25 protein-coding genes are annotated in these 24,130 nt (G+C 44.5%); 5 read left to right on the top strand and 20 right to left on the bottom strand.

Annotation, left to right across the window (positions count from 1 at the left end; all coding sequences use genetic code 11):
- Nucleotides 1-13 precede the first annotated feature (13 nt).
- From atpH to ACWQAU_RS12825, 5 genes are all read right to left on the bottom strand, one after another.
- Nucleotides 14-559: an ATP synthase F1 subunit delta gene (gene atpH, locus ACWQAU_RS12845; protein ID WP_003641440.1), complete on the bottom strand. Its 546-nt coding sequence runs from the start codon at nt 557-559 to the stop codon at nt 14-16.
- The gene (gene atpF, locus ACWQAU_RS12840; protein WP_003641439.1) at nt 549-1,064 is read right to left on the bottom strand and encodes a F0F1 ATP synthase subunit B; all 516 of its coding nucleotides are present in this window, start codon (nt 1,062-1,064) and stop codon (nt 549-551) included. The genes atpH and atpF overlap by 11 nt, the downstream gene beginning before the upstream one ends.
- A gap of 53 nt (nt 1,065-1,117) precedes the next feature.
- On the bottom strand, nt 1,118-1,330 hold the full coding sequence (gene atpE, locus ACWQAU_RS12835) for a F0F1 ATP synthase subunit C (RefSeq protein ID WP_003639224.1): 213 nt from the start codon (nt 1,328-1,330) through the stop codon (nt 1,118-1,120).
- Between the two features lie 37 nt (nt 1,331-1,367).
- Nucleotides 1,368-2,081 carry a F0F1 ATP synthase subunit A gene (gene atpB, locus ACWQAU_RS12830; protein WP_003641438.1) on the bottom strand — a complete coding sequence of 238 codons (714 nt, stop codon included), beginning with the start codon at nt 2,079-2,081 and terminating at the stop codon, nt 1,368-1,370.
- Between the two features lie 277 nt (nt 2,082-2,358).
- On the bottom strand, nt 2,359-3,639 hold the full coding sequence (locus tag ACWQAU_RS12825) for a uracil-xanthine permease family protein (RefSeq protein WP_027821941.1): 1,281 nt from the start codon (nt 3,637-3,639) through the stop codon (nt 2,359-2,361).
- A gap of 661 nt (nt 3,640-4,300) precedes the next feature.
- Here ACWQAU_RS12825 and ACWQAU_RS12820 point away from each other — a divergent pair.
- Nucleotides 4,301-4,474 (top strand): hypothetical protein, encoded by a 174-nt coding sequence (locus ACWQAU_RS12820; RefSeq protein ID WP_079111818.1) that lies wholly within the window; start codon nt 4,301-4,303, stop codon nt 4,472-4,474.
- A gap of 317 nt (nt 4,475-4,791) precedes the next feature.
- On the opposite strand, the gene upp is transcribed toward ACWQAU_RS12820, so the two are convergent.
- From upp to ACWQAU_RS12790, 6 genes are all read right to left on the bottom strand, one after another.
- Complete coding sequence (gene upp, locus ACWQAU_RS12815) at nt 4,792-5,421, bottom strand: uracil phosphoribosyltransferase (RefSeq protein WP_003639227.1); 630 nt, start codon at nt 5,419-5,421, stop codon at nt 4,792-4,794.
- A 79-nt stretch (nt 5,422-5,500) separates the two neighbouring features.
- On the bottom strand, nt 5,501-6,739 hold the full coding sequence (glyA, locus tag ACWQAU_RS12810) for a serine hydroxymethyltransferase (protein WP_027821940.1): 1,239 nt from the start codon (nt 6,737-6,739) through the stop codon (nt 5,501-5,503).
- Nucleotides 6,740-6,797: 58 nt separating this feature from the next.
- A complete protein-coding gene (locus ACWQAU_RS12805) occupies nt 6,798-7,817 on the bottom strand; it encodes an L-threonylcarbamoyladenylate synthase (protein WP_003645419.1) in 1,020 nt (339 codons plus the stop codon).
- A gap of 290 nt (nt 7,818-8,107) precedes the next feature.
- Nucleotides 8,108-8,974, bottom strand: a complete 867-nt coding sequence (gene prmC, locus ACWQAU_RS12800; protein WP_027821939.1) for a peptide chain release factor N(5)-glutamine methyltransferase — start codon at nt 8,972-8,974, stop codon at nt 8,108-8,110.
- Nucleotides 8,967-10,049, bottom strand: a complete 1,083-nt coding sequence (prfA, locus tag ACWQAU_RS12795) for a peptide chain release factor 1 (protein ID WP_003641433.1) — start codon at nt 10,047-10,049, stop codon at nt 8,967-8,969. Before prfA ends, prmC begins: the two co-directional genes overlap by 8 nt.
- Nucleotides 10,050-10,062: 13 nt before the next feature.
- A complete protein-coding gene (locus ACWQAU_RS12790; RefSeq protein WP_003644660.1) occupies nt 10,063-10,641 on the bottom strand; it encodes a thymidine kinase in 579 nt (192 codons plus the stop codon).
- 261 nt (nt 10,642-10,902) lie between these two features.
- Between ACWQAU_RS12790 and ACWQAU_RS12785 the strand changes: the two genes are divergently transcribed.
- Complete coding sequence (locus tag ACWQAU_RS12785) at nt 10,903-12,249, top strand: Mur ligase family protein (RefSeq protein ID WP_003641431.1); 1,347 nt, start codon at nt 10,903-10,905, stop codon at nt 12,247-12,249.
- A gap of 2 nt (nt 12,250-12,251) precedes the next feature.
- Nucleotides 12,252-12,974 (top strand): type 1 glutamine amidotransferase, encoded by a 723-nt coding sequence (locus ACWQAU_RS12780; protein WP_015825752.1) that lies wholly within the window; start codon nt 12,252-12,254, stop codon nt 12,972-12,974.
- 260 nt (nt 12,975-13,234) lie between these two features.
- Here the strand turns inward: ACWQAU_RS12780 and manA are convergent, their stop codons facing one another.
- The 4 genes from manA to ACWQAU_RS12760 form a co-directional block, all read right to left on the bottom strand.
- Nucleotides 13,235-14,200, bottom strand: a complete 966-nt coding sequence (gene manA, locus ACWQAU_RS12775; protein WP_027821938.1) for a mannose-6-phosphate isomerase, class I — start codon at nt 14,198-14,200, stop codon at nt 13,235-13,237.
- Between the two features lie 76 nt (nt 14,201-14,276).
- Nucleotides 14,277-15,296, bottom strand: coding sequence for a serine hydrolase domain-containing protein (locus ACWQAU_RS12770; RefSeq protein WP_021356211.1), 1,020 nt, complete (start codon nt 15,294-15,296; stop codon nt 14,277-14,279).
- A 170-nt stretch (nt 15,297-15,466) separates the two neighbouring features.
- Nucleotides 15,467-15,652 carry a hypothetical protein gene (locus tag ACWQAU_RS12765; RefSeq protein ID WP_011101727.1) on the bottom strand — a complete coding sequence of 62 codons (186 nt, stop codon included), beginning with the start codon at nt 15,650-15,652 and terminating at the stop codon, nt 15,467-15,469.
- Between the two features lie 251 nt (nt 15,653-15,903).
- A complete protein-coding gene (locus ACWQAU_RS12760) occupies nt 15,904-16,932 on the bottom strand; it encodes a branched-chain amino acid aminotransferase (protein ID WP_003641425.1) in 1,029 nt (342 codons plus the stop codon).
- 131 nt (nt 16,933-17,063) lie between these two features.
- Here ACWQAU_RS12760 and ACWQAU_RS12755 point away from each other — a divergent pair, with 131 nt between their 5' ends.
- The gene (locus tag ACWQAU_RS12755) at nt 17,064-17,426 is read left to right on the top strand and encodes a hypothetical protein (protein WP_003641424.1); all 363 of its coding nucleotides are present in this window, start codon (nt 17,064-17,066) and stop codon (nt 17,424-17,426) included.
- A gap of 215 nt (nt 17,427-17,641) precedes the next feature.
- Here ACWQAU_RS12755 and ACWQAU_RS12750 read toward each other — a convergent pair whose 3' ends face one another.
- The 4 genes from ACWQAU_RS12750 to ACWQAU_RS12735 all read right to left on the bottom strand — a co-directional run bounded on the left by ACWQAU_RS12750 (nt 17,642) and on the right by ACWQAU_RS12735 (nt 22,873).
- On the bottom strand, nt 17,642-18,619 hold the full coding sequence (locus tag ACWQAU_RS12750) for a hypothetical protein (RefSeq protein ID WP_027821937.1): 978 nt from the start codon (nt 18,617-18,619) through the stop codon (nt 17,642-17,644).
- 14 nt (nt 18,620-18,633) lie between these two features.
- A complete protein-coding gene (locus ACWQAU_RS12745) occupies nt 18,634-20,523 on the bottom strand; it encodes an ABC transporter ATP-binding protein (protein WP_003641422.1) in 1,890 nt (629 codons plus the stop codon).
- Entirely contained in the window at nt 20,523-22,253 is a 1,731-nt protein-coding gene (locus tag ACWQAU_RS12740) for an ABC transporter ATP-binding protein (RefSeq protein WP_003644665.1), read from the bottom strand. The genes ACWQAU_RS12745 and ACWQAU_RS12740 overlap by 1 nt, the downstream gene beginning before the upstream one ends.
- Before the next feature lie 227 nt (nt 22,254-22,480).
- Complete coding sequence (locus tag ACWQAU_RS12735) at nt 22,481-22,873, bottom strand: YxeA family protein (protein ID WP_003641420.1); 393 nt, start codon at nt 22,871-22,873, stop codon at nt 22,481-22,483.
- 222 nt (nt 22,874-23,095) lie between these two features.
- Here ACWQAU_RS12735 and ACWQAU_RS12730 point away from each other — a divergent pair, with 222 nt between their 5' ends.
- A complete protein-coding gene (locus ACWQAU_RS12730) occupies nt 23,096-23,947 on the top strand; it encodes a polysaccharide deacetylase family protein (RefSeq protein WP_003644667.1) in 852 nt (283 codons plus the stop codon).
- On the opposite strand, the gene ACWQAU_RS12725 is transcribed toward ACWQAU_RS12730, so the two are convergent.
- A partial coding sequence (locus ACWQAU_RS12725; protein WP_262345656.1) for a hypothetical protein occupies nt 23,944-24,130 on the bottom strand: 187 nt, incomplete at its 5' end. The two genes, ACWQAU_RS12730 and ACWQAU_RS12725, sit on opposite strands and share 4 nt — an antisense overlap.

Raw genomic sequence — 24,130 nt, 5'->3', positions numbered from 1 at the left:
ACCTCTTCGTAAACTAATTGTTGATGAGTGCTCGTCTTAAATTCGTTAGTTGTAACGCAACGCTACCATCAAACGTTTGATTATTTGACTTCACAATTACACCGCCAATGATTGCTTCATCGACTTTACGTGACAAAACAACCTGATTGGCACCAACGCGTTTGGCGAATGCCTTTGCGATTGCATCAGCTTGCTCATCTGACAACTTGACCGCAGACGTTACTTCGGCATGCACTATTTTGCGACTCTCATCGAAACGTGCTTCAAACGCGTCAACAATGCCAACTAAGTTCGACATGCGGCCGTAATCATACAACATTTGAATAAAGTTTTTAATGTATTCTGAAGCGTGGTCAGTCAAAGTTGACAACGTTGTCTGTTTTTGATCAACCGGAAGCAATGATCCTGAGAGGACCTCTGCCAATTGCGGGTTGTCGACAAAGACTTGCCGTAATTGCTTTAACTCGGCCAGGAATGCTTCGGTCTGATCTTTTTCAACTGCAAGTTCAAAGAGTGCCTTTGAATAACGACTTGCAATTGTAAGATTATCAAGACTCATGCTTTCCCAACCCTTCAATATACGAATTAATTAATGCCTGTTGGCCTTCCGGATCCAATTGCTTCTTAATAATCTTCGTAGCAATCGCAACCGAAATGTCAGCGACGTCTGATTGGACGTTCTTCAAGGCATCTTGACGCTCCTGTTCAATATCCTTACGCGCATTTTGTTTATACTGCGTTGCTTCGTTTTGCGCATCGGCAACGATACTTGACCGTTGCTTTTCGCCACTCTTTTTCGCGTCAGCGACAATTTCACTCGCTTCAGCGCGAGAGTGTGATAGCGCATCACGCCGTTGATCAGCTAAGTCACTCGCTTCTTGCCGTGACTTTTGTGCTGAATCAATGTCGTTCGCAATCTTGTCAGCTCGATCAGCCATCATTTTTGTGATGGGCTTCCAAGCAACAACAGAGATCAATGCCATCAAAACAATAAAGCTAATCCCGATAAACAACATATCACCAAGGTAGAGACCGGATGCACCGATAATTAAATGCGAGAGCATCTAATGACACCTCCTTCTTTCATTTTCATTAAAATGAACTCGTTGACCAATGATTACTTGTTCATAACCATCAAAGCAACAACGAAGGAAATGATAGGCATTGATTCGATCAACCCAACACCGATGAACATGTTAGTCCGTAATTGACCAGATAATTCTGGTTGACGGGCCATCCCTTCAAGCATCTTAGAAATAACCAAACCGTTACCAATACCAGCACCTAAAGCGGCACCAAACATAGCAATACCTGCAGCAATTGCTCCCATAATCTGTGTATCCTCCTTAAAATTAAAAAACTAGAAATTATTCCTCGTCGTTAACCTTCTGAGAAATATAAACTGAAGTCAAGGTTACGAACACGAACGCTTGAATGCTCCCGATAAACACTGAGAAACCTTGCCATAAGAGTTCAATTGGAAATGAGTAAACATAGCTCAACCAACCGTTGCTCTTTGCCAAATCAGCAACCTTCGTTAGTAACATTTCACCAGCAAAGATGTTCCCGAACAGCCGAAGACCTAAAGTTAGGAAATCGGTAAATTGTTCAAAGACGTTAATAACCGAGAAAACAGCAAAAGGTTGTGTGTATTCTTTCAAATAACCACCCATACCTTTCTTACGAACACCCGCAGCATGTGCAAGTGCAACGGTCATAAACGATAACGTCAAAGTCACAATCGGATCGGCGGTTGGACTCTTCAGATACGTATACTGCCCGACCTGAACGTGAATGAACAATCCAAGTTGGTTAGCGATGAAGATAAAGAGAAACAATGTAAATGCGTACAAACCGAAGTTAGACGCTTCGTTACCCTTGATCGACCCTTTGACAATGCCATTCGTGAACTCGATGAGCCACTCCAGCACATTTTGTCCACCCTTGGGCTTCATTGTTAAATGTCGCGAAAGTAAAAAAACAAACAAGAAAACAATCAGACAAGTCACAATTACTGAGATGTCATTCGCGATATTAAACGTCAGTCCAAGGAATTTGACTGTAGGAACTGGATCACCCACTGAATATCACCTCTTTCCTTTAATTTCGGTGCTACGATAACCTTAACCTTTGAGCTAGTCAACGTCAATTTTATCGTAACCTGAAATGGTAGATTAGAGACACCCCTAATCAAAATACAAAGGTAATAATACCACCACCGTCGAAAAAATTCAAAATAATTTCAACATTTCGTCAATCAATAAAAATCCAACAATATCAAGCTTTCATTAAGCTTTCAAATCGTTGGATTTTCATTATTTTGACTTTATTTTCATTCTTGGCACGCGCAATGACGGCCTACTTCTCATTTACCGCCGTCTTTGGCAGCACCAAGTTCATCACAATTCCGAGCACCGTTGCAACTGCTAGACCACTGAACTGAAAGCTTCCCAGTTGTAAATAGGCATTGCCAATTCCAATGACCAAAATCGCTGATGCAATCATTAAATTTCGCTTCTGATTAAAATCAACTTTATTATCAATCAGAATTCGCATCCCACTTGAAGCAATTACCCCAAACAGTAGAAAACTGACCCCACCGATGACGGGTGATGGAATACTCTCGATCAACGCGGATAACTTACCCACAAAACTAAAGACGATGGCAAAAAAGGCGGCCCCACCGAGCACATAAATACTGTGGACCCGCGTAATTGCCAGCACCCCAATATTTTCACCATAGGAGGTCACGGGTGGTCCACCGACAAAGCCGGCGATAATCGAGGCTGTCCCGTCGCCAGCCAATGTATGGTTCAAACCTGGATCCTTGAAGAAATTCCGCTTAGTCAACTTATTGAGTACCATAATATGGCCCATATGTTCTGACATCGTCACAAAGGCGATTGGTGCCATACTCAGAATCGCGCCCCAATAAATGTCAGGATGATAACTAATAAAAGGCAATTGAAAGGCGGGCATCGCAAACCACTGCGCTTTTTCCACACCAGAAAAGTCAACGATTCCAACTAACACGGCAATGATATACCCACAGACGATTCCCAACAATATCGGTACTAAACTCATAAATCCACGCAAGTACATGTTAAAAATGACGGTCAGTAACATCGTCGCCATCGCGACGCCGAAATATTTAATATCATAACTACTCCCGTTCATCGTTGCGTCCTTAGCTGCCGTCCCTGCGAGTGACAACCCAATTACCATCACAATCGGCCCCACGACGATCGGGGGAAGCGCCTTATCGATCCAGTCAGAACCGATTAAAGTAACTAATAAACTAACTAGCAGGTACACACAGCCCACCGCGACAGTCCCCTGAGCGATGGCCGGATATCCTGCGGTCTTCATCAGAGACTGCATCACAACGATAAATGAAAAGCTCGAGCCCATATACGCCGGAATCTTTCCGCGCGTGATGAGGATATACATTAGCGTCCCAACACCAGAGCTAAACAGCGCAATACCTGGATTCAATCCCACCAGGATTGGCACCAATACCGTGGAACCAAACATCGAGAACAGATGTTGCACCGACAAGCCTAACCAACTACCTAATTTTGGTCGGTCATGAATATCTAACACGACTTCATCATTATGAAACGCCGCTTTCTTTGTCATAACGCACCCCTTTTTATGAATGATTGCAAAAGAAAAGACAGCCCACCACTCAAAGCGGCTAGGCTGTCCGAAATTACGCACGGCTTCCTTGAAAGCGCACGTCCGTTCATCCTTTTCAGCCTCTCTGAGCTAATTTAAAGGAACTGTTTAATTGCAATTAGTCTACTCGTCTCCGAAATAATTGTCAACTCAATGTTTGAACCGAACCAGTAGCAGCCCCTAAAAACGATATTAGTTCAAAACATCATAATATTTGTGACAACATTCCTGAAATAATGTGACTTTCTCACCCAACGTTACCGAATATTCGACCAATACAGCGTAATCGCCATCTAAAACACCCTAATTATCCAGTGTCCCCCAACAGTTAATGTCAATAACTACCTATAATATACGCATTGTACAAATTATTATTTGGCATTAACGGTGATTAAAACGTGCTAATTAGATTGTTGTGCGTCAGCCGGTGTGGGTCCTATTCCGACCTCCGGGGCTGGGTGACAATTGCTGGAACGCAGCCGACATCGATTTGAGCTAACGCATAACCCGCGTCATCTCAAATACGAGTCTTATTCTAAGCCGGAAGCAGACCACTTCCAGCTAAGAATAATTTGGCTACTGGGCATTGTCACCCAGCCCCTCCGGTCGGTAAGCCGCTCAAATGGCTGATGAACGGCCACTTAACTTGGTACAATTTGTCGCTGACTATTTTGTCACTGGAACTTTAAACAAAGCGTTAGGTGCATTGGCACTTTGTCAAGAGATTAAATTTTACTACACCAATTCAGGATTAGTGAGCTATCTCAATATCATTTTCAGTCTGCCAGTTGATTGACAAAATTACTGGTTGTAAAAAGCAACGACAAATTCATCAAAAGTTAGGTACATCTTCGTCAGCCATTCGAACACTGTCACGACTGGAAGTCGGCTTAGGACGAACCAGCAAAGCATGTTTACGCCCACTTACACCCGTTTCCAGTGGTCCATAGCTGGCTGCTTTTAATCTTAGAAATTAGCACGTTTTAGTCACGATTCATGACTAATGAACTCACAGAATGCGGATGATTATAGCTAAAGTTGTTAATAATTTTGGAAAACAAAAAGGTAGCCCCCCAGACATTGCCTGGCGGTGCTACCTTTTGTCAATGCAACTTACTTCGTACCAAATAACCGGTCGCCCGCATCGCCCAAACCAGGAACGATGTAGCCATCTTCATTTAAATGGTCATCAAGTGCTGCCGTGTAAACGTCGATGTCTGGATGTGCGTCCCGAAGTGCCTTAACACCCTCAGGCGCCGCAACTAAACACATAAACTTAATATTACTTGCGCCGCGCTTTTTCAACATATCCATCGCCATGATGGCTGAACCACCAGTGGCTAACATTGGATCAACGACAAATAATTGCCGTTGTGAAATATCACTTGGTAATTTAACGAAATATTCGACCGGCTTCAAGGTCTTTTCATCCCGATACATCCCAACGTGCCCAACTTTAGCTGCCGGAATCATGTTTAAGAAACCGTCAACCATCCCTAAGCCAGCCCGTAAGATTGGTACAATGGCGACTTTCTTACCTGCCAACGTTTTTTGCGTTGACTTGGCAATCGGTGTTTCAATCTCAATGTCCTTCAACGGCATATCGCGTGATACTTCGTACGCCATCAACGTTGAAATTTCGTTAACCATTTCCCGGAAGACCTTAGTACCACAGTTCTTTTCCCGAATGATCGTCAATTTATGTTGAATGAGCGGATGATCCAAAACCTCAAACTTACCCATGTTGCTACGCACACTCCTTAGTGATTTCTTTCTATTGTAGCTAATTTAGAGAGAAAAAACCAGACCTGATATAAATTACTTAATCAACATCGATCGGGTGCTTCGCTGTTAAAGCCATTGCTTGCTGTTTAACGTCATCTAGATTTGCTTGATCTGTCGGTGCTTGTAACGCTTGCAAAATCAATTCAGCGACCTTAGTTGCATCAGCTTCGTCAAAACCACGGGTCGTAATCGCAGGTGTTCCCAACCGAATACCAGAGGTCTTGAAAGCCCCTAACGTCTCATTCGGAATCGCTTCTTTGTTGACCGTAATATAAACCGTATCTAACAGATCTTGTACTTGGCGACCGTTCAAACCAGACTTAGTGACATCAATCGTCATTAAATGATTGTCCGTGCCACCAGAAATAACCCGAACCAAGTCAGAGTCATTGAAGACCTTCGCCATTACCTTGGCATTATCAATGATATGTTGGGCATAAACCTTAAACTCAGGCTGTAAGTCTTCGCCCAAAGCAATCGCTTTACCCGCAATTACGTGATCCAACGGCCCACCCTGATTGCCAGGGAAAACGGCCGAGTTGATCTTCTTGCCATACTTTTCTTTCGCTAAAATCATACCGCCACGGGGCCCCCGTAACGTTTTGTGCGTCGTTGTCGTAACCACATCAGCATATGGCACTGGATTAGGATGTAGCCCGGCCGCAACTAAGCCGGCAATATGAGCCATATCAACCATCAATAAGGCCCCAACTTGATCCGCAATCTCGCGAAACTTCTTGAAATCAATCAACCGACTATAAGCAGAAGCCCCCGCAACGATTAACTTTGGTTGAAAATCTTGTGCTTGTGCAAGAATTGCATCATAGTTTAATTCTTCAGTTTCAGGATCGAGCCCATAACCTTGAAAATCGTAAAGTTTACCAGAGAAGTTCACACTAGATCCATGTGTTAAGTGTCCCCCAGCATCTAGTGACATCCCCATCACCCGGTCACCAGGTTGAATCAGTGCCATATATGCAGCCGCATTGGCTTGGGAACCAGAGTGTGGTTGCACATTAGCATATTCCGCACCAAATAATTTCTTAGCCCGTTCAATGGCTAAGGTTTCCACTTGGTCAATGTATTCGTTACCACCGTAAAAGCGGTGACCCGGATAGCCTTCAGAGTATTTATTGGTCAGCACACTCCCCTGCGCTGCCCGGACGCCCTTTGAAACGATGTTCTCAGAAGCAATCAACTCAATATTATGTTGTTGCCGTGCCTGTTCCTTACTAATCGCAGCCCATACTTCTGGATCTTGTTCCTGGTAATTCATGAATAAATCTCCTCCATTTCGCAAGTGACAACTTTCGGGTTTTCCCGACTTGCAATCATTATACACTAAAATGAGTCTGACCGGCAGATTTATTTAATCGGTTCATGTAGGCAAGCCCAAGTCCTTTATTTTCAAAGGCTTGGCACAGAATATCTTTAATTTCCGTCTCAGTATCAAAGTGCCGCAAGCCCGCGAACAGCTCCCGACTTGCCGATTGAATATCTTCTCCAAGCGAAAATTGTTCGCAATTAGCCGGAATTTGATTGTTAGTTAAAATATCATCTGTTGCCATAACGCCCATTGGCACATCTTGCTGGGCTGCCCACGCCAGCGCTTCTGGCCAATCTTCCGAACGATCAACGATATAAACTTGTGCGTTTGGCGCATAGTGCTTATATTTCATCCCCGGCGCCTTAGGAACTTCCTTAGCTCCGACATGGTGCAATTCGGTTTGAACTGGCATGCCAATGACCCGTTCGATTGCTTCAGGCGTTACGGCACCGGGCCGTAGAATTGCTGGTTGGTCGGTTGAAAGATCCAGAACTGTAGATTCAACGCCAACCTTCGTCGGACCATCATCCAGAATACCAGCAATTTTACCACGTAGATCATGCAATACGTGTTGCGCCGTCGTCGGACTTGGCTTACCAGATGTATTAGCGGATGGTCCCACGATAGGCGTTCCGGCCGCACGAATCAAAGCCAGGGTTGCCTCATTATCAGGATTACGGAAAGCCGCCGTCTGCAGCCCACCAGTAACTTCTGGTGCCAACGCATCTGGTTTCAATTTAAAAATCATCGTCAGGGGGCCTGGCCAAAACGCCTTAATCAGCTTCTTGGCTGCTTCCGATAACGGTTGAGCAAACCGCTCAACGGTTTCCACATCAGCAACATGCACGATCAAAGGATTATCACTCGGGCGGCCTTTAGCTAAGTACACTTGCTTAACAGCATCCACATTTGTCGCATCGGCACCTAGCCCATAGACCGTCTCCGTTGGGAATGCCACTAACTGCCCCGCAGTTAACAACGCCGCAGCGGCCGGAATCTCCGCCGGCGTATATACTTTCGTTTCCATAATATATTCAAACCTCTACTTTATTATTAATTCATCGTTACTTTTATATAATATTATTTATTATTTACATCACGGACTTAATCAATTGCTCATAAATTCACGCCGTACCTCCCAGGTTAAAAACAGCCCGCTTAGGATAAGACTCACATTTGAGATAACGCGGGTTATGCGCGAGCTCAAATCAACGACTGCGTTCACCCACCCCCGAAGGCCGGAATGGGACGCGGATTACAAACAGCAATCTACCTAATCGGCCCGCTTTTATCAGCATTCTCCAGGATAACGCGCAACTATTGCCGAGTCAGAGTCATTGCAACTCGCAGCATCCGATCGTGACCCACCATGTCTTGTCGCAGCGTCACGGTCGCGTCGGGCATCGACTGCGCGAAAAGCGTCTGCAAGGCCGGTCCCTGATGGTAGCCGAATTCCAAGTATAAGCGACCGGTCGAAGTCAGATGATCGGCAACCGTCGTCGCTAACTGCTCGTAAAGTGCCAACCCATCGTGGTCAGCAAATAAGGCCGTTTGTGGCTCGTGGGCGAGGACGCTGGCGTCCATGACGTCTTTTTCGCTCGCAGCGATGTATGGCGGATTACTGACAATAATATCAAACGGCTGCGCAGATACGCTGGTCAATAGATCACTGTGAACCAGCTTAACATCTAAATGTAGGCGGTCCGCATTGGCTTTGGCAACTTGCAGCGCAGCGGTTGAAATGTCGCTGGCCGTAATCTCCCATGCCGGCCGTTCGTGTTTGATTGCCAATGCAATGGCGCCCGAGCCGGTACCAACGTCTAAGAGTCGAACTGGCGCTGTCGCTGGGACATCCGTTAAAATCCAGTCTACCAATTCTTCTGTTTCGACTCTAGGAATAAGCACTGCTGGATCAACTTGTAACGTGAGTCCATAAAACGGTGCGTCTCCGAGTACGTACTGCACTGGCTCACCAGCAACAACCCGGTCAATTCCCTGCTGATAAGCATGCCAAACAGCACTGGGTAGCGGCTCGCGGTAACGAATGAGTAATTGTGTCTGGTCTAGCCGACTCAAGCCCAATAACAGGAAGCGAGCACTATCAGTCGGCAACTGGGCCGTTTTTAGACAAAAAGAAGCCCACTGCTGGGCTTCAAAATAAGTGGGTTGAGTGGGCTTATTCATTAGTTAAGCGCTCCATTTTTTCAGCTTGATCAGCTAAAACGAGGGCATCAATAACTTCGTCTAACTCGCCGTTCATCACCCGGTCAAGTTTGTTGAGCGTTAACCCAATTCGATGATCCGTCACCCGATTTTGTGGAAAATTGTAAGTCCGAATACGTTCAGAACGGTCACCCGTCCCAACGGCTGATTTACGTTCAGCATCATATTCGTTTTGTTCCCGTGACTGATAGTAGTCGTAGACCCGTGCCCGCAAGATTTCCATCGCTTTGGCCCGGTTTTGCTGTTGCGAACGTTGGTCTTGCATCGAGACCACGATACCGGTTGGTAAGTGGGTCATCCGCACCGCTGAAGACGTCTTGTTGATATGCTGACCACCAGCACCAGATGAACGAAAGACATCGGTCCGAATATCTTTTTGATCAATATCAATGTCAACATCCTGCGCTTCCGGCATAACGCCGACTGTTGCAGTTGAGGTATGAACCCGCCCAGCTGATTCAGTCACTGGCACCCGCTGTACCCGGTGCGCGCCACTCTCATACTTCAGCTTAGAGTAGACCTTGTCACCAGAAATGATCAGAACGATTTCTTTAAAGCCACCAACTTCAGTTTCATTACGATCAGCCACTTCTACTTGCCAGCCTTGACGTTCTGCGTACTTCGAGTACATGTTGAACAGGTCCGCAGCAAACAAACTAGCTTCGTCACCACCAGCAGCACCGTGAATTTCCATGATGATATTCTTGTCATCGTTAGGGTCTTTAGGCAACATCAATAACGTGATTTCATGTTCCAATTGATCCTTTTCCGCGTTAAGGTTCTTTAAATCATCTTTGACCATCGCGTTCATCTCATCGTCGAGCTTTTCATGAAGCAATTCGTCATTTTCTTCGATCTGACTCGTGACTTCCTTGTAGTGATTATATTTTTCAACCGTTTCACGAATATTACCCATTTCCTTAGATAACTTCATGAAACGTTGAGAATCCGAAATAACTTCCGGATCACTTAATAGTTCACCGAGTTCCTCATACCGATCGGCAACGGCTTGTAACTTATCAAAAAACTTATCCATTCTCAGTTAATCCTCACTTTGTTAATTTCGGCGGGTAAAAATAATGATGACGACAAACTGGGTAGTACGCCTCATTACCCCCGATTTGAACTTGTTCGCCTTCATAAACGGGCTGACCATCGTGGAACCGTAAATTCATAATTGCTTTTTTACGACAGAACCAGCAGATCGTCTTCATTTCTTCGATCTTGTCCGCATATAGCAGTAGGTACTTGCTACCTTCAAACAATTCGTTACGAAAATCATTCTTTAAACCAAACGTCATTACTGGAATCTTTAGCTCATCAACAATGTCAGCCAATTCTAGGACGTGATGCTTTTTCAAAAATTGGGCTTCGTCGATTAAAACGCACGCAGCATCCGGATTCGTTTGTTTAACGATCTCAAAAATATTGGTATCATCAAATACTGGCGTTGCTTCACGTTTAAGGCCAATGCGACTCGCAACATAGCCCACACCATCACGATTATCTAAGCCACTCGTTAAGATAATGACCGACTTATCTTGTTCCTCATAGTTATGGGCAACTTTCAAAATTTCAATGGTTTTACCACTGTTCATCGCGCCATATCGAAAAAATAACTGTGCCAAGCGACTCATTCCCCTTTTTTACACATTTCTAGTCAATTATAGCGGATTTGGCCGTGAATTTCAGCATTCTGTCATTAAAACTAATTAACGAATTGATAATATGCGGTTAAATGGCGGGAGTATCACTTTTCTTTTAGGGACGTTCAGTATAAAATACTTGAGAGTAGGACATTTTGTCCGGTAATTATGATTTTAATACCCGGTAGTTGGTCACACTGATCATTTCCCAGGTAAATCAAGAATTAGGGGTACCGATAACTTATGTCAATTAATAGTACATTAGCCACCTGGACGGGTAAATCCGCATATTGGTTTTTACACACCTTCCGTGGCGGTGGGAGCTCACTCCCCGGCAAGTTAGCGCTGAAGCTCGATCCAACGATTTTAAAGCATCTCGCTAAAAACTACGACGTCATTGTCATCACTGGGACCAACGGTAAAACGTTAACGACCGCCTTGACGGTCAAGGTTTTACGTGAACAGTACCCTGACATTTTAACCAATCCAAGCGGATCCAACATGAAGCAAGGTATCGTCACGACCTTTTTACGGGCACCTAAAGCGCACCAAAAGCCACTCGCAGTTCTAGAAGTCGACGAAGCTAACGTAATCATGGTCACCAAGTACATCACACCAAAAGCCTTTGTCTTCACGAACATTTTCCGTGACCAGATGGATCGATATGGTGAAATCTACACGACATATCAAAAAATCTTAGACGGGGTTGCTTTAGCACCTGAAGCGACAATTATTGCCAACGGTGATTTGCCACTCTTCAATGCCAAACAATTGCCTAATCCGATACTGTATTACGGATTTGACTACCAGCCCGACCATGACCAACAAGCGCCAGCAAATACGGATGGCCTGCTTTGTCCGCGTTGTCAGCATATTTTGCGTTACCATAGTCGAACTTATAGCAATATGGGCAAGTATTATTGTCCCCACTGCGGTTTTGAGCGTCCACAGTTGACATACAAATTAAACGCCCTAACCGCTATGACACCGACTAGCTCAGACTTTGAAATCAACGGTCAGGCCATGCATCTTAATATCGGTGGTCAATACAATATTTATAATGCGCTAGCTGCCTACGCGGTTGGGCGCTTCATGGACGTCACGCCGGCCAAAATCGCGCACGCCCTTAGCGACAACGATGAACAAGTCTTTGGTCGTCAAGAGACCTTTCACGTTGGCGAAAAGGACGTCACACTGATTCTCGTCAAGAATCCAGTGGGCCTTAACCAAGTCTTGCAAACAATCAGCACCGATGACCGGCCATTCTCATTTGCCGCCCTGCTCAACGCAAACTATGCAGATGGTATTGATACTAGTTGGATCTGGGATGGTAATTTTGAAAAATTACCGGCATTGAATATTCCCGCCTATATTAGTGGCGGTGAACGTTATCGTGATATCACGTTCCGGCTAAAAGTTGCTGGCGTACCGGAAGATCAGTTAACCATTATTCCTGACCTGACCAACATGACGACCGCAATTCAAAAACTACCGACCAAGCAAGTCTACGTCGTCGCAACTTACACCGCGATGTTGCAATTACGAAAACAACTTGCTAGCCAAGGCATTATCGATGGGGGGATGGCTTAACCATGACTTATACACTACACGCCGCACACCTCTACGGCGATCTAATGAACACGTATGGTGATATCGGTAACATTTTAGCAATGCGTTACTATGCTAAAGCAGTGGAGGCCGACATCACTGTTGACTTAGTTAGCTTGGATGATCCGTTTGACGGAGAAAAATATGACTTCGCCCTCTTCGGCGGTGGTCAAGATTACGAGCAAACGATTGTTTCCAAGGATTTACAAACGAAAAAAGACGCCTTGACCGCATATATCGAAGCCGGTGGCCCATTATTAGCAATCTGTGGTGGCTTTCAAATGCTGGGCCATTACTACATTGGGGCCCATGGTGAAAAGATCGCGGGTATCGGTGCCTTAGATCATTACACGCTCAGTCAGGATAACAATCGCTTTATTGGTAATATAACCATTGAGAACGCCGAAACCCACCAGACCTACTATGGTTTTGAAAACCACAACGGGATGACCTTCCTGGGCGAAGGTGAACGGCCCCTTGGTCAAGTACTCCAAGGTAACGGCAATAATGGCAAAGATCAATCTGAGGGCGTTATCTACAAGAACACCTTTGGGTCTTACTTCCATGGTCCAATCCTTGCACGCAATGAAGCCCTCGCCAAACGAATCTTGAAACTGGCCTTACAACGTAAGTACCCTGAAGGCAACTTCGATGCACTGGATCAACTCAACGAAGACCTCACTAAAAACGTTATCGTGAAACCTTAAAACGTATCACTCAAAATCGCCACTGACTTAGTTACCAGCCAGTGACGATTTTTTTAGTTTGATCCGTATTAATTGGTTACAATGATAACAGTTTTTGGAAGCCTTCTCATTAGTAAACCCCTTCAAACTATAATAAATATTTATATACTTTCAGATAGTGATTATTAATAAACTGATACTATCAGTAGATACACAAAAAAAGATTGATAGTGGCTTCCAACCAGTATCAATCTTTTTTATCCCATCAAGGGATTAACTAATTACGCCTTAGCCCCAGGTTCTGAAGCAATAATTTGTAAATCGCCTTTCAATGTCCATTGTTTTACGTCAAATGGCAAGATAAAGTGGACGCCCTTACTCAATGGATAGTCTTGACCGTCAACGACAATGCTACCTTCACCATCCAGTACAGAGACTAACGTATAAGGTGCTGTTCCCCGGTTAAAAGTTGCTTGCCCATTTGTTAGCCGCCATTGCCAAACACCAAAGAATGGTGATTGGACGTATTTGGTCACCATTGCATCCCCAACCTGGGTGGTTGTGATGTCAAGGTCAGGGTCATGATGCGGAACGTTAGTTGTATCAATGGATTGTTGCAAATGCAGTTCGCGCTTCTGACCAGTGGTCTTGTCGACCCGGTCCCAATCATATAGCCGGTAAGTCGTATCAGAACTCTGCTGCGTTTCTAACACCATAATTCCCTTACCAACGGCGTGAATCGTTCCAGATGGAACATAAAGGAAATCACCAGGCTTAACGGGCACTCGCCGTAATAGCTTATCCCATTCACCGTTGTTGATCCATTCAGCGAGCTGTTCACGGGTCTTCGCATGATGACCATAAATCATCGTTGCACCCGGTTCAGCCGCAATCACGTACCAGCATTCAGTCTTGCCAAGTTCGTGCTCGTGTTCAGCCGCGTACGCATCATCAGGATGCACTTGCACCGACAAATCTTCACTAGCATCCAAGATTTTCGTTAATAGTGGGAAGACATCTCCCTTAGCATCACCGAACACATCACGATGTTCTGCCCATACCCGATCCAGTGTCATGCCAGCGTACGGCCCATTTTCAACGGTCGCCGGACCATGCGGATGAGCTGAAATAGCCCAACATTCACCAGTATGATCACTGGGAATATCATAATTAAAATCATCATGTAATTTGGTACCGCCCCAAATTTTTTCATGGAACACCGGCTTTAAAAAGTATGGCTCACTCATAAGATCTACTCACTCCATTGTTGAATTTAATATCTAAATTTTAGCATAAATGAAAGCGGTTGTGAAACCGAAGTAGCTAATTTGTAACCGTATCCGCCAACCAAGCCGCAATTAACCGGCGACGTGCTGGAAGGAATACCGAATTATTTGCAACTGGATGCACCCGGTTGGATAAGAAAACAAGGCCCCGTTGCCGTTGACGGTCAAGCATCAGGAGCGTGCCAGTATAACCAGTATGAAAAATCACCGGCAGCGTCTCATTAGAACGGTGCCAGAGGTTCCAACCAAAGCTCCGGCGTAAGTGTTGATTGGGCGTCCAATCTTGATACAAGCTTGCAATCGTGGCCTGTGATAGCACAGCTGGTACGTCGATTTGGCCGAGCATCAATTGTGAAAACCGAACAAGGTCTGTCACACTGGCAAATAAACCGGCGGAACCACAGTGTTCACCTAAGACTCTGGCCTTAGGATCATGAACGATCCCCCGTAACAACCCAGTTTTCATGGAATACGTCGTCGGAACGGTTTGCGCTAGTTGAGGTTGGAAACTCGTGTGTGCTAACCCTAATGGCTGCAAAACGCGCTCAGTGATAATTGGCTGAATGGCCGCTCCAAGAATTCGTTCAATGACTTGCCCCATGATGATCAAGCCTAAATCCGTATAAACCACCCGATGATTGCGGTTACGCTCACTGATTGGTAGCTGTTGAATCGCGGCTAATAACGCATCTGCAGACAACGCATTCCGATTTGGAATATAACCACTCAGCCCACTTGTATGGGTCATCAAATTACGAACCGTAATCGTTGTGGACTGTAAAGCCGGTAGGTAGTCATGCACGGGGCGGTCAATTTCAAGTTGCCCATTTTGCATCAACTGCATCGCCACGGTTGTTGTTCCCACGACCTTAGTAACCGAGGCTAAATCATACATCGCATCCGGCCATAATGGTTTGATCGTTGGTTTTATTTGAGCAACGCCCACTTGATTCGTGTGCCACTCAGCCCCATCAATCAAGGCATAACTCGCCCCTGGGATCACTTGATCTTGGACCATTTGGTTAATTAGTGCTGCGGTTCTACTAAAAGTTAACATTAATTTATTCATTCTCTCTTATTAGGATCATGATTCAAGTTGGGATTGACTGTGGCTAAACCGCCTTCAAGGTCAGTATCAACCAAGTAACCTGGCAAAGTGTCCACGTTTTACCCTGACAATTTCTGCGGATACGAACTGACCTGATTGCATCAACGACCTGCCCGAAGCTAGTGCTGACTTCCGAATAACCGCGGTAATGTGACCAACCAATAACTGATTAAAGCGGCCCCGCCAATGACGAGAAGCCATTGATTCGAGACAACCTGATGATTATACAGTAACGTACAGCCCACCAAAATTCCCGTGCTGACCCATTCAACTGCCTGCCAATGTCGATTACTCCACTTTATCATCTTGCCCAACTCCCTTTAATTTTAGCGTTTCTTCAGCAACTTTACATCACAATCAGCAATCTTAACCTAACCGTAACGTCCCCTTAGCCGAATAACTGTCGTTCCGATCATGCGTCTACTGATTAGACAGCATTTCTTACTATTCACAATACCACGTGCATCATGCGCACGCACATAAAAACGACTTTAGTTCCACCCGTATCACGGGTCTTACTAAAGCCGTCTTTTTATTCACACAAACAACACTGTACTTAGTCTAATTCAACTTTCTGGACCCAACCTTCAGGCGCTTCCCGATCGCCAAATTGAATTCCAGTTAATTCATCATATAATTTTTTCGTTACCGGACCAACTTCCGTTTCACTGTAGAACACGTGTAACTTGCCTTGATGTTCCAAGCCACCGATTGGTGAAATAACCGCAGCTGTCCCACAAGCCCCAGCTTCAGCAAACCGGTCTAAATCATCAATGTAGACGTCGCCTTGTTCAGTCTTCATCCCAAATTTATGTTCTGCCAAGTAGAGTAATGAATATTTCGTAACGGAAGGTAGAATTGATGGTGACTTGGGTGTCACAAAAGTGCCATCCTTAGTAATCCCGAAGAAGTTCGCTGAACCTACTTCTTCAATCTTACGATGTTCAACCGGGTCAAGATAAACACAGTCGGAGAAACCGTTGGCATGAGCTTCTTGACCTGGGAATAAGCTAGCCGCATAATTCCCACCAACTTTATAAGCCCCGGTTCCTTTATGGGCCGCACGATCATATTCGGACGTCGTAAAGTTGGTTGGCGTCATCCCGCCTTTGAAATAACTACCAACTGGCATTGCAAAGACCGTGAAGATGTATTCCTGAGCTGGATGAACACCAATGTTACCCCCAACCCCGATCATCAATGGCCGTAAGTATAAAGTCGCACCAGTTCCATACGGTGGCACGTAATCTTGATTAGCCTTAACAACCTGTTTAACAGCGTCCACAAACATGTCTGTCGGCACTTGTGGCATTAATAACCGTTCACAGCTGGTCTGCATTCGGGCTGCATTACGATCTGGCCGGAATAATTGAACACTACCATCTTTAGTGCGGTAAGCTTTTAAGCCTTCAAAGTCTTGTTGACCATAGTGTAATGCTGTTGAGCCTTCACTAATATGTAAAGTTGCATCTCCCGTTAATTCTTTTTTGTACCAAGCACCATCTTTCCAATACGCACGATAACGGTACGGAAGATTCCGATATTCAAACCCCAAGTTGTTCCAGTCTAATTGTACGTCTGCCATATGCTTCGACTTCCTTTATATGTAATTTTCCAAATTAATTAATTTGAATTTAATTAAAAGATTAATGGTTAATTAGAAGTTTGTCAAGGGCCCGTCAAACATTTCCAACGCTTTAAGATTTTTTTGGTATAATGAGTGTAAATTTAGCAAAGGACTGGTTTGTCGTGGCTAGTAATTCAGATTCAATTTATAACGTCATGTTCTATATCACCCATCACCCGACTGAAATTCAGTTTACCCAACCGGAATACACGAATGTCGTTCGGATGGGTGTCCCCGATCATATTAAGGTCGCTAACCCCGAAATTTATTTTCCTGACAACAAGCTATTAGTCAACCGATTTCAGGATGACTTTGTCGCTAAAAACGGCAACTTACTTGATTTCTTCTTCGATTACACAGAGAAAAAAGTCCCTAACTACCATGAAGTGTGGGTTTCTTCGGCCCATTTACCAGCCAAACACTTATACTTCTTAGAGTTATCATTTGAGTAATTTAACGCACGTAACCTTTACGGTCTATTTGGAATCAAATTTAAAATGGATCAATCAAAAAATCACCACCTGGATTATGTTCATCCAGGTGGTGATTTTTTGATTACTTTACAAGCGTAAAATGCAGCCGACTTAGAACTACGGGTTCGTCCCGTCATAACCTCGAATAGTGAGCTTTACTTGACTAATCAAAGTCCAGTCGCGCTCATAAAACATTACTTAGTCATAAAGATATACAAGTCAGACGTGGAGACACCAATCGTGAAGCGAACGCCCTTAGAGGTAATCGGATCGATTGTCGTCGTACTACCACTATTATCCTTGGTTTCCTTCTGGAACTGTTTCATAACCTTCTTGGCATTGGCGCCCGTTGTTGTCGTCATCAAAGCAAACGCCGTCCCAAAGTTCTTCTGGCGGGTCTTGTTCTTAAAGGCCTTGGTTGGAACAATCATCGCTGCCCCTAATACGTCACCCTTCTGAACATTTAGCCGGATCTTATAATCCTTAGTTGTTAACACGTTCGTGATGCCATCACTTGGCGTCTTCGTCGGTAACAATTGCGACTTGACCTGCTTTTTCGCCGTTGCCATTGCCATTGCCGCTTCGACCTGCTTCTGAGTCGTTTGCAAACTAGCTGCTTTGGTCTTGAGCTGCGCCGCAGCAGTTTGTTGGGCTTGGAGTGTCTTAGCACCCGTGGCAGCCGCCGTACCGCCAGCCTTGATTTGGGCCTGGGCTTGCTTGACTTTGGCTTGGATCGTTGCTTGTTGCTTTTTAAGGGCTGCACCCTCAGTTTGCAACTTCTTAGCCGCCTGTTGATCAGACTTGCTGAGTTTAGAAGCAATCAAAGCCTGATTGTAAGTCGTCGCCATCTTTTGATAGCCAACTAGCTTCTTGGCGCCCTTTACGTGCACCGTCGTGGTATCCGAACCGGCCTTAATCTTCACCGTTTGGCGGGTCGTCTTGGTCGGAACTTGAATAACAAACGTATGATTACGCACCGTCGCCGTCTTCGTCTGACCACCGTCAAGCTGATAATGAACCTTTTTAACGTTGGATTTTCCTTTGACGGCCGCTACTAACCCGTTCGGCTTGTATGTGGTTTTAGTCGTTGATAAGGTTGTCTTACCACAGCCCGCTAATAAGAACGTTAGCGCACCCGCAGTAACGGCAACCATTGCTGTTTTCCGGAACAATTGACACCCCTCCTTTAGTCGAGACTAATATTGCCAGTAAATTGACTGTTATATAGATCCGCATAGAACCCATTTTGAGCCATCAACTGTTCATGCGTCCCAGTTTCAACCACTGACCCATGGTTCATCACAATAATGTTGTCCGCACCCTGAATCGTTGATAACCGGTGCGCAACCACAAAACTGGTCCGGTTCTTCAGGAGTCGTTCCATGGCATGCTGAATATGCACTTCAGTCCGCGTATCAACCGAACTCGTTGCTTCATCCAAAATCAGAATTTCTGGATTAGCCACAAACGCCCGGGCAATCGTCAATAATTGGCGTTGTCCCTGTGAAATATTTGAAGCTTCTTCGTTCAGAACCGTCTGATAACCATCTGGCAATTTGCGAACAAAGCTATCAACATGGGCCGCTTTAGCCGCAGCATAAATCTCTTCATCTGACGCATCTTCACGGCCGTACTTCAAGTTGTCAAAAATCGTCCCAGTAAAGAGCCAGGTATCTTGAAGCACCATCGCAAAGTGTGACCGCAAGTCTTCACGATCCAGGTCCCGTGTATCGGTCCCTTTCAATTTAATAGAACCACCTTTGATGTCATAAAAACGTTCCAACAAATTAATGATGGTCGTCTTACCAGCACCAGTTGGCCCAACGATGGCCACTTGTTGCCCACGTTTAACGTCCAGATTATAATCCTTCATTAACAGGTCGTTATCCGCATAACCAAATTGAACGTGTTGCAGACTAATCAAGTTATCACTATCTGGTTCGGCTGGTAAGTTGGATTTCGTCTGTTTCATTTCTTCTTCATCAAGCACTTCAAAGACCCGTTCAGCGGAAGCCACGGTCGATTGAATCGTGTTCAACAAGTTCGCCATTTGTGAAATCGGTTGTGAAAATTGTTGCGTGTATTGTAAGAACGCTTGAATGTTACCTAACGAAACGTTCCCGTTAGCCACATCAATCCCACCAATGATGGCAACAAAGACGTAGCCAATATTATTTAAGAACATCATCAGTGGCATGATAATACCTGAAATAAATTGCGCTTTCCAGGCTGATTGATAATAATTATTGTTTTGGATTTCAAAATCATCGATGGCATCTTGTTCCTTGTTAAAGCTCTTGATGACCACGTGTCCAGCATAGTTTTCTTCAACTTGGTTATTCAACAACCCCAAGCTCTTTTGCTGTGTTCCGAAGAATTTCTGTGATTTCGGCGCAATCACACCAACCACCACGACACTCAGTGGAATGGTAACGAGTGCAATCAAGGTCAGCTTCCAACTAATCGTCAGCATCATCCATAAGGTTCCAACAAAGGTGACGGTACTTGTCACCGCTTGGGTTAGGTTTTGCTGCAACGTGTTGGCAATATTATCCATATCATTGACGGCCCGACTCATAATGTCCCCATTCGAATGGGTATCATAATATGAAATCGGCACCTTTTGCATCTTACCCTTAAATGAACGCCGCAACTTATACACGGTCCGTTGGGAAATCCGCGTCATAATGTACTGTTGAATAAAGTTGAACAGTGCTGAGGCCAAGTACATGATCAAAACGATCATAATAATCTGACCGATTTTTTCAAAGTTGATTGGGTAACCGGATTGACTGATACCAGCCTTCTGTTGCGCGGCCCCCTTCATAATTCCCTTATAAAGTTCGGTCGTTGCTTTACCTAAAATCTTAGGTGTTCGAATCTGGAAAATCACGGAAGCAATAGCAAAAATCATGACCACTGCCAAACCGACCCACCGGTCTGACATGTAGCGCATCAATCGAATCGCCGTTTTCCAAAAACTCTTAGGCTTTTCAACTAGTCCAGCATGACCACCGGGGCCATGACCGCCAGCAGGACGTGCAGGCTTAGTAGAACTCGTATTCTTTTCGCTCATTACAGCTGATCCTCCTCTCGTAATTGTGACTTCATAATTTCTTGATAAACTTCATTATTAGCTTTCAATTCAGCGTGGGTCCCCTTGCCGACTAACTTACCGTTATCTAGGACCAAGATCAGATCAGCATCCGCCACCGTCGCAATCCGTTGCGCCACGATGACTACGACACTCTGTTGAATCTGTTTATCCTGGCGTAATTCAGCCCGTAATTGAGCATCAGTCTTGAAGTCCAATGCGGAGAAAGAATCATCAAATACATAAGCGGAAGCCTGTTTGACAAGTGCACGAGCAATTGCTAATCGTTGCCGTTGACCACCAGAGAAGTTACCCCCACCTTGTTCAACGTGTGCATCCAGGCCGCCTTCTTCTTTAACGAAGTCAGTTGAACGAGCAATTTCTAACGCATGCCAGATTTCATCATCGGTCGCGTGTTCGTTACCGAATTGCATATTTTCACGAATCGTCCCCGTGAATAAAGTAGCAGTTTGCGGAACAAACGAAACGGCTTGATGTAAATCAGCTAACTTCAACTGCCGAACATCTTTCCCATCTAATTTGACCGCCCCACTCTCAATATCATAGAATCGGGGGATTAAATTAACGAGCGTGGTCTTCCCAGAACCGGTCCCACCAATAATGGCAACGGTCTGTCCAGAATGGGCTTTAAAGTCAATATCTGCCAGCGCTAATTGCTCCGCACTTTGATATCGATAGTTGACATGATCAAATTCTAAGCTGTGTTCAGTCGTCGCTGGTAACGTTGCTGCCTTGTCAGGGTCAGTAATTTTAGGTTCAATACTTAAGACTTCTTGAATCCGGGAAGCGGAAGCGGCCGCCCGTGGAATGAACGCAAATACCATGGCAAGCATCATGAAACTCATCAATACTTGCATGGCATAAGTCATAAACGCAATCATATTCCCAACTTGCATTGTTTGACTACTAATCAATTGGCCACCAAACCAGACAATTGCCACATTAGTCCCACTCATAATCAAAGTCATTACCGGGTAAGCCAAGGCCACAATCGTATTAACCTTAATCGCATTGTGCGTGTAATCTTGGTTAGCGTCTTCAAAACGGTCCTGTTCAAATTTATCTTGACGGAATGCCCGAATAACGCGTACTCCCGTTAAGCCTTCACGAAAAACAAGGTTGATGCGGTCAGTCTTAGTTTGCATCGCCCGAAACAACGGTATTGCAAACGCCATGATCAAACCAATAAAAATCAATAGTACCGGAATAGAAACCACGAAGATCCAAGTTAATTCATGACTCTTGGTATACGCTAAAAAGCTTGCACCAATCAGCATGATTGGTGCCATAATCATCATTCGTAACGCCATCATGGCCACGTTTTGAATCTGGACGACGTCATTGGTCGTTCGAGTGATTAGTGAAGACGTCTCAACTTTATCAAATTCATCATTTGAAAAGTTGATGACCTTTTTATAAATATCCGACCGTAAATTCTTCCCTAATTGTTGTGATGACCGCGCCGCCAAAAAGACGTTGCCAAACGCTGCGACGACTGATAACAATGAAAAACCAATCATTTCAAATCCGATTTTCCAGATATAACTAATGTCACCAGTAGCCACCCCGTTATTCACAATATTAGATGTCAAACTAGGCAGATTTAAGGTCGCAATCACTTGCACGATCATAAATAAGACCGCACCGATTACCGCGGGATACGAAATCCGACCCTTTGCTATTTTAAGCATTTGCACGCTCCCCTTCATTCATTCATTATTACATAATAATGCAGTATCTTAATCTAACTAAAAATGGTCCTTTTGTCAACCATCTTTACAAGTCTCACGTAAAATATTGTAACGCACTCATCGCAGTTTAGCACTCAAAAGGATTTAAGAATTTATTAAGCTCGCCTTCGTAATAACACAAAAAAAGTGCTGCGTCACTAATCGCTGACACGGCACTATGCCTAAATTTAAGCCAATACTTCTTGTATATTTTGAGGTACCTGATTTGTCGCAACGGCCTCCCATGAATTCACGTTTTGTCCCTTCGTCTCAATCTTTAAATAGTGTCGTTGCTTTAGCCGGTGATCTGCGGTAAATGTCAACCAGCGTTGCTTACCTTGCGCATCGCTGGTCAGCATTCGATAGGTATAGATATCTTCGCCCATCTGACCAGTCGAGTGGCCGATTGCCTGATTAGTCCGACCATAGACCGTTTGTACCTTAACAAATGGGTTTAAGTTATCCACCGCCATTGCCAGCTCACTCCCCTGATTCTTCGTCATCGTCGGTACAATTAACAATGTACCTACACTAATCATCATAATAATCGCCGCCAACCAAATAGCCCTTTTTTTATTCATAAATACTATCCCCCGAATTAATTATTTTATTAATCGTATCGGAGTAAAGCTCCTCTGGCTACCCTAACTAGGCTTTCTTAATCAGTTTAAACGATTACTAATCAAATTCGATTTTCCTTAAACATTAAGGAAATTATTTTAACAATAATTCAATAATTATCGCGCTTTGCATGCTATTCTATTAGAATAGGAAGTAGTTTTTAAATCATGGGGGGATTTATCATGCACATGCGGGGTATCAACTTTGTATTAGGTCTCGGCGTCGCGCTCGGCCTGTTAGCAGGCTGTCAGGCGGCTTCACCGGCAACTAAACAAGCCAGCAGTCAATCATCTAAGACTAGCGCTAAAAGCGTTCACAGCTCGGCTAAACACCAAGCACAAGCACGGCCTTATCAACATTGGCATACCGTCAAAGATGTTCACTTGCCTATTTTGATGTATCACAGTATTTCTAGCGGGAACCAGTTACGTGTCCCCGCCAAAGAATTTCAAACTGAAATGACTTATCTAAAGGCACACGGCTACCGAACGCTGACTGCCAATGAAGCCGTATACGCGCTCAAACATCGGCGAATTCCACAAAAGAAGATTGTCTGGATCACACTCGACGATAGCTATAAAGATAACATGACAGCAGCTTGGCCAATTTTGAAACAGACGCACCAACACGCCACCATTAATTTTATTACCGGCTTTACCCATAAGAAAAACCACTTAACTTTAGCTGATGCTAAGCGGATGCAAGCATCCGGTAATATTGATTTTCAAAGTCACACCGTTCGCCATCTGGATTTAAATAATTTAACTTACCAGGTTCAACTTACGGAATTATCAAGTTCCAAAAAATGGCTCGATCATAATTTACAACAGAACACACAAGTTATTTGTTACCCAGCCGGCCGTGCTAATCAGCAGACCATTAAAGCCGATAAACAGGCTGGCTATCAGTATGCCCTATCAACGGCACCTGGCATCGCCACCAGCACACAGAACCCATACAATCTCACTCGACAACGGGTCGTACCTGGAATGTCGCTAACGGCCTTTCAGACACTATTAACGAGTAATAATTAATTCATAGGACCCTTACTTGTGACACGATCCCAAAACCCTTTTTTATGAGCGCTTAACAGTGCTGTTGTGATCACAACAGCCAAAACGCAAAATTGGGGTTTTAATTTGATACCAATTAGCAAAAGAGAAGCGTCATAATGCTGATATACCAGCATTATGACGCTTCTCTTTTTATCTACCGAC

It is taken from the genome of Lactiplantibacillus sp. 3062, assembly GCF_055413545.1.
Note: the sequence above shows the minus strand (reverse complement) of the source record. Positions and strands in the feature narration are given on the sequence as shown.

Coding starts and splice junctions, on each gene's coding strand:
- atpH (WP_003641440.1), bottom strand. CDS start 559: ATGAGTCTTGATAATCTTACAATTGCAAGTCGTTATTCAAAGGCACTC.
- atpF (WP_003641439.1), bottom strand. CDS start 1,064: ATGCTCTCGCATTTAATTATCGGTGCATCCGGTCTCTACCTTGGTGAT.
- atpE (WP_003639224.1), bottom strand. CDS start 1,330: ATGGGAGCAATTGCTGCAGGTATTGCTATGTTTGGTGCCGCTTTAGGT.
- ACWQAU_RS12825 (WP_027821941.1), bottom strand. CDS start 3,639: ATGACAAAGAAAGCGGCGTTTCATAATGATGAAGTCGTGTTAGATATT.
- ACWQAU_RS12820 (WP_079111818.1), top strand. CDS start 4,301: ATGGCTGATGAACGGCCACTTAACTTGGTACAATTTGTCGCTGACTAT.
- upp (WP_003639227.1), bottom strand. CDS start 5,421: ATGGGTAAGTTTGAGGTTTTGGATCATCCGCTCATTCAACATAAATTG.
- glyA (WP_027821940.1), bottom strand. CDS start 6,739: ATGAATTACCAGGAACAAGATCCAGAAGTATGGGCTGCGATTAGTAAG.
- ACWQAU_RS12805 (WP_003645419.1), bottom strand. CDS start 7,817: ATGGAAACGAAAGTATATACGCCGGCGGAGATTCCGGCCGCTGCGGCG.
- prmC (WP_027821939.1), bottom strand. CDS start 8,974: ATGAATAAGCCCACTCAACCCACTTATTTTGAAGCCCAGCAGTGGGCT.
- prfA (WP_003641433.1), bottom strand. CDS start 10,049: ATGGATAAGTTTTTTGATAAGTTACAAGCCGTTGCCGATCGGTATGAG.
- ACWQAU_RS12785 (WP_003641431.1), top strand. CDS start 10,903: ATGTCAATTAATAGTACATTAGCCACCTGGACGGGTAAATCCGCATAT.
- ACWQAU_RS12780 (WP_015825752.1), top strand. CDS start 12,252: ATGACTTATACACTACACGCCGCACACCTCTACGGCGATCTAATGAAC.
- manA (WP_027821938.1), bottom strand. CDS start 14,200: ATGAGTGAGCCATACTTTTTAAAGCCGGTGTTCCATGAAAAAATTTGG.
- ACWQAU_RS12770 (WP_021356211.1), bottom strand. CDS start 15,296: ATGTTAACTTTTAGTAGAACCGCAGCACTAATTAACCAAATGGTCCAA.
- ACWQAU_RS12765 (WP_011101727.1), bottom strand. CDS start 15,652: ATGATAAAGTGGAGTAATCGACATTGGCAGGCAGTTGAATGGGTCAGC.
- ACWQAU_RS12760 (WP_003641425.1), bottom strand. CDS start 16,932: ATGGCAGACGTACAATTAGACTGGAACAACTTGGGGTTTGAATATCGG.
- ACWQAU_RS12755 (WP_003641424.1), top strand. CDS start 17,064: ATGAGTGTAAATTTAGCAAAGGACTGGTTTGTCGTGGCTAGTAATTCA.
- ACWQAU_RS12745 (WP_003641422.1), bottom strand. CDS start 20,523: ATGAGCGAAAAGAATACGAGTTCTACTAAGCCTGCACGTCCTGCTGGC.
- ACWQAU_RS12740 (WP_003644665.1), bottom strand. CDS start 22,253: ATGCTTAAAATAGCAAAGGGTCGGATTTCGTATCCCGCGGTAATCGGT.
- ACWQAU_RS12735 (WP_003641420.1), bottom strand. CDS start 22,873: ATGAATAAAAAAAGGGCTATTTGGTTGGCGGCGATTATTATGATGATT.
- ACWQAU_RS12730 (WP_003644667.1), top strand. CDS start 23,096: ATGCACATGCGGGGTATCAACTTTGTATTAGGTCTCGGCGTCGCGCTC.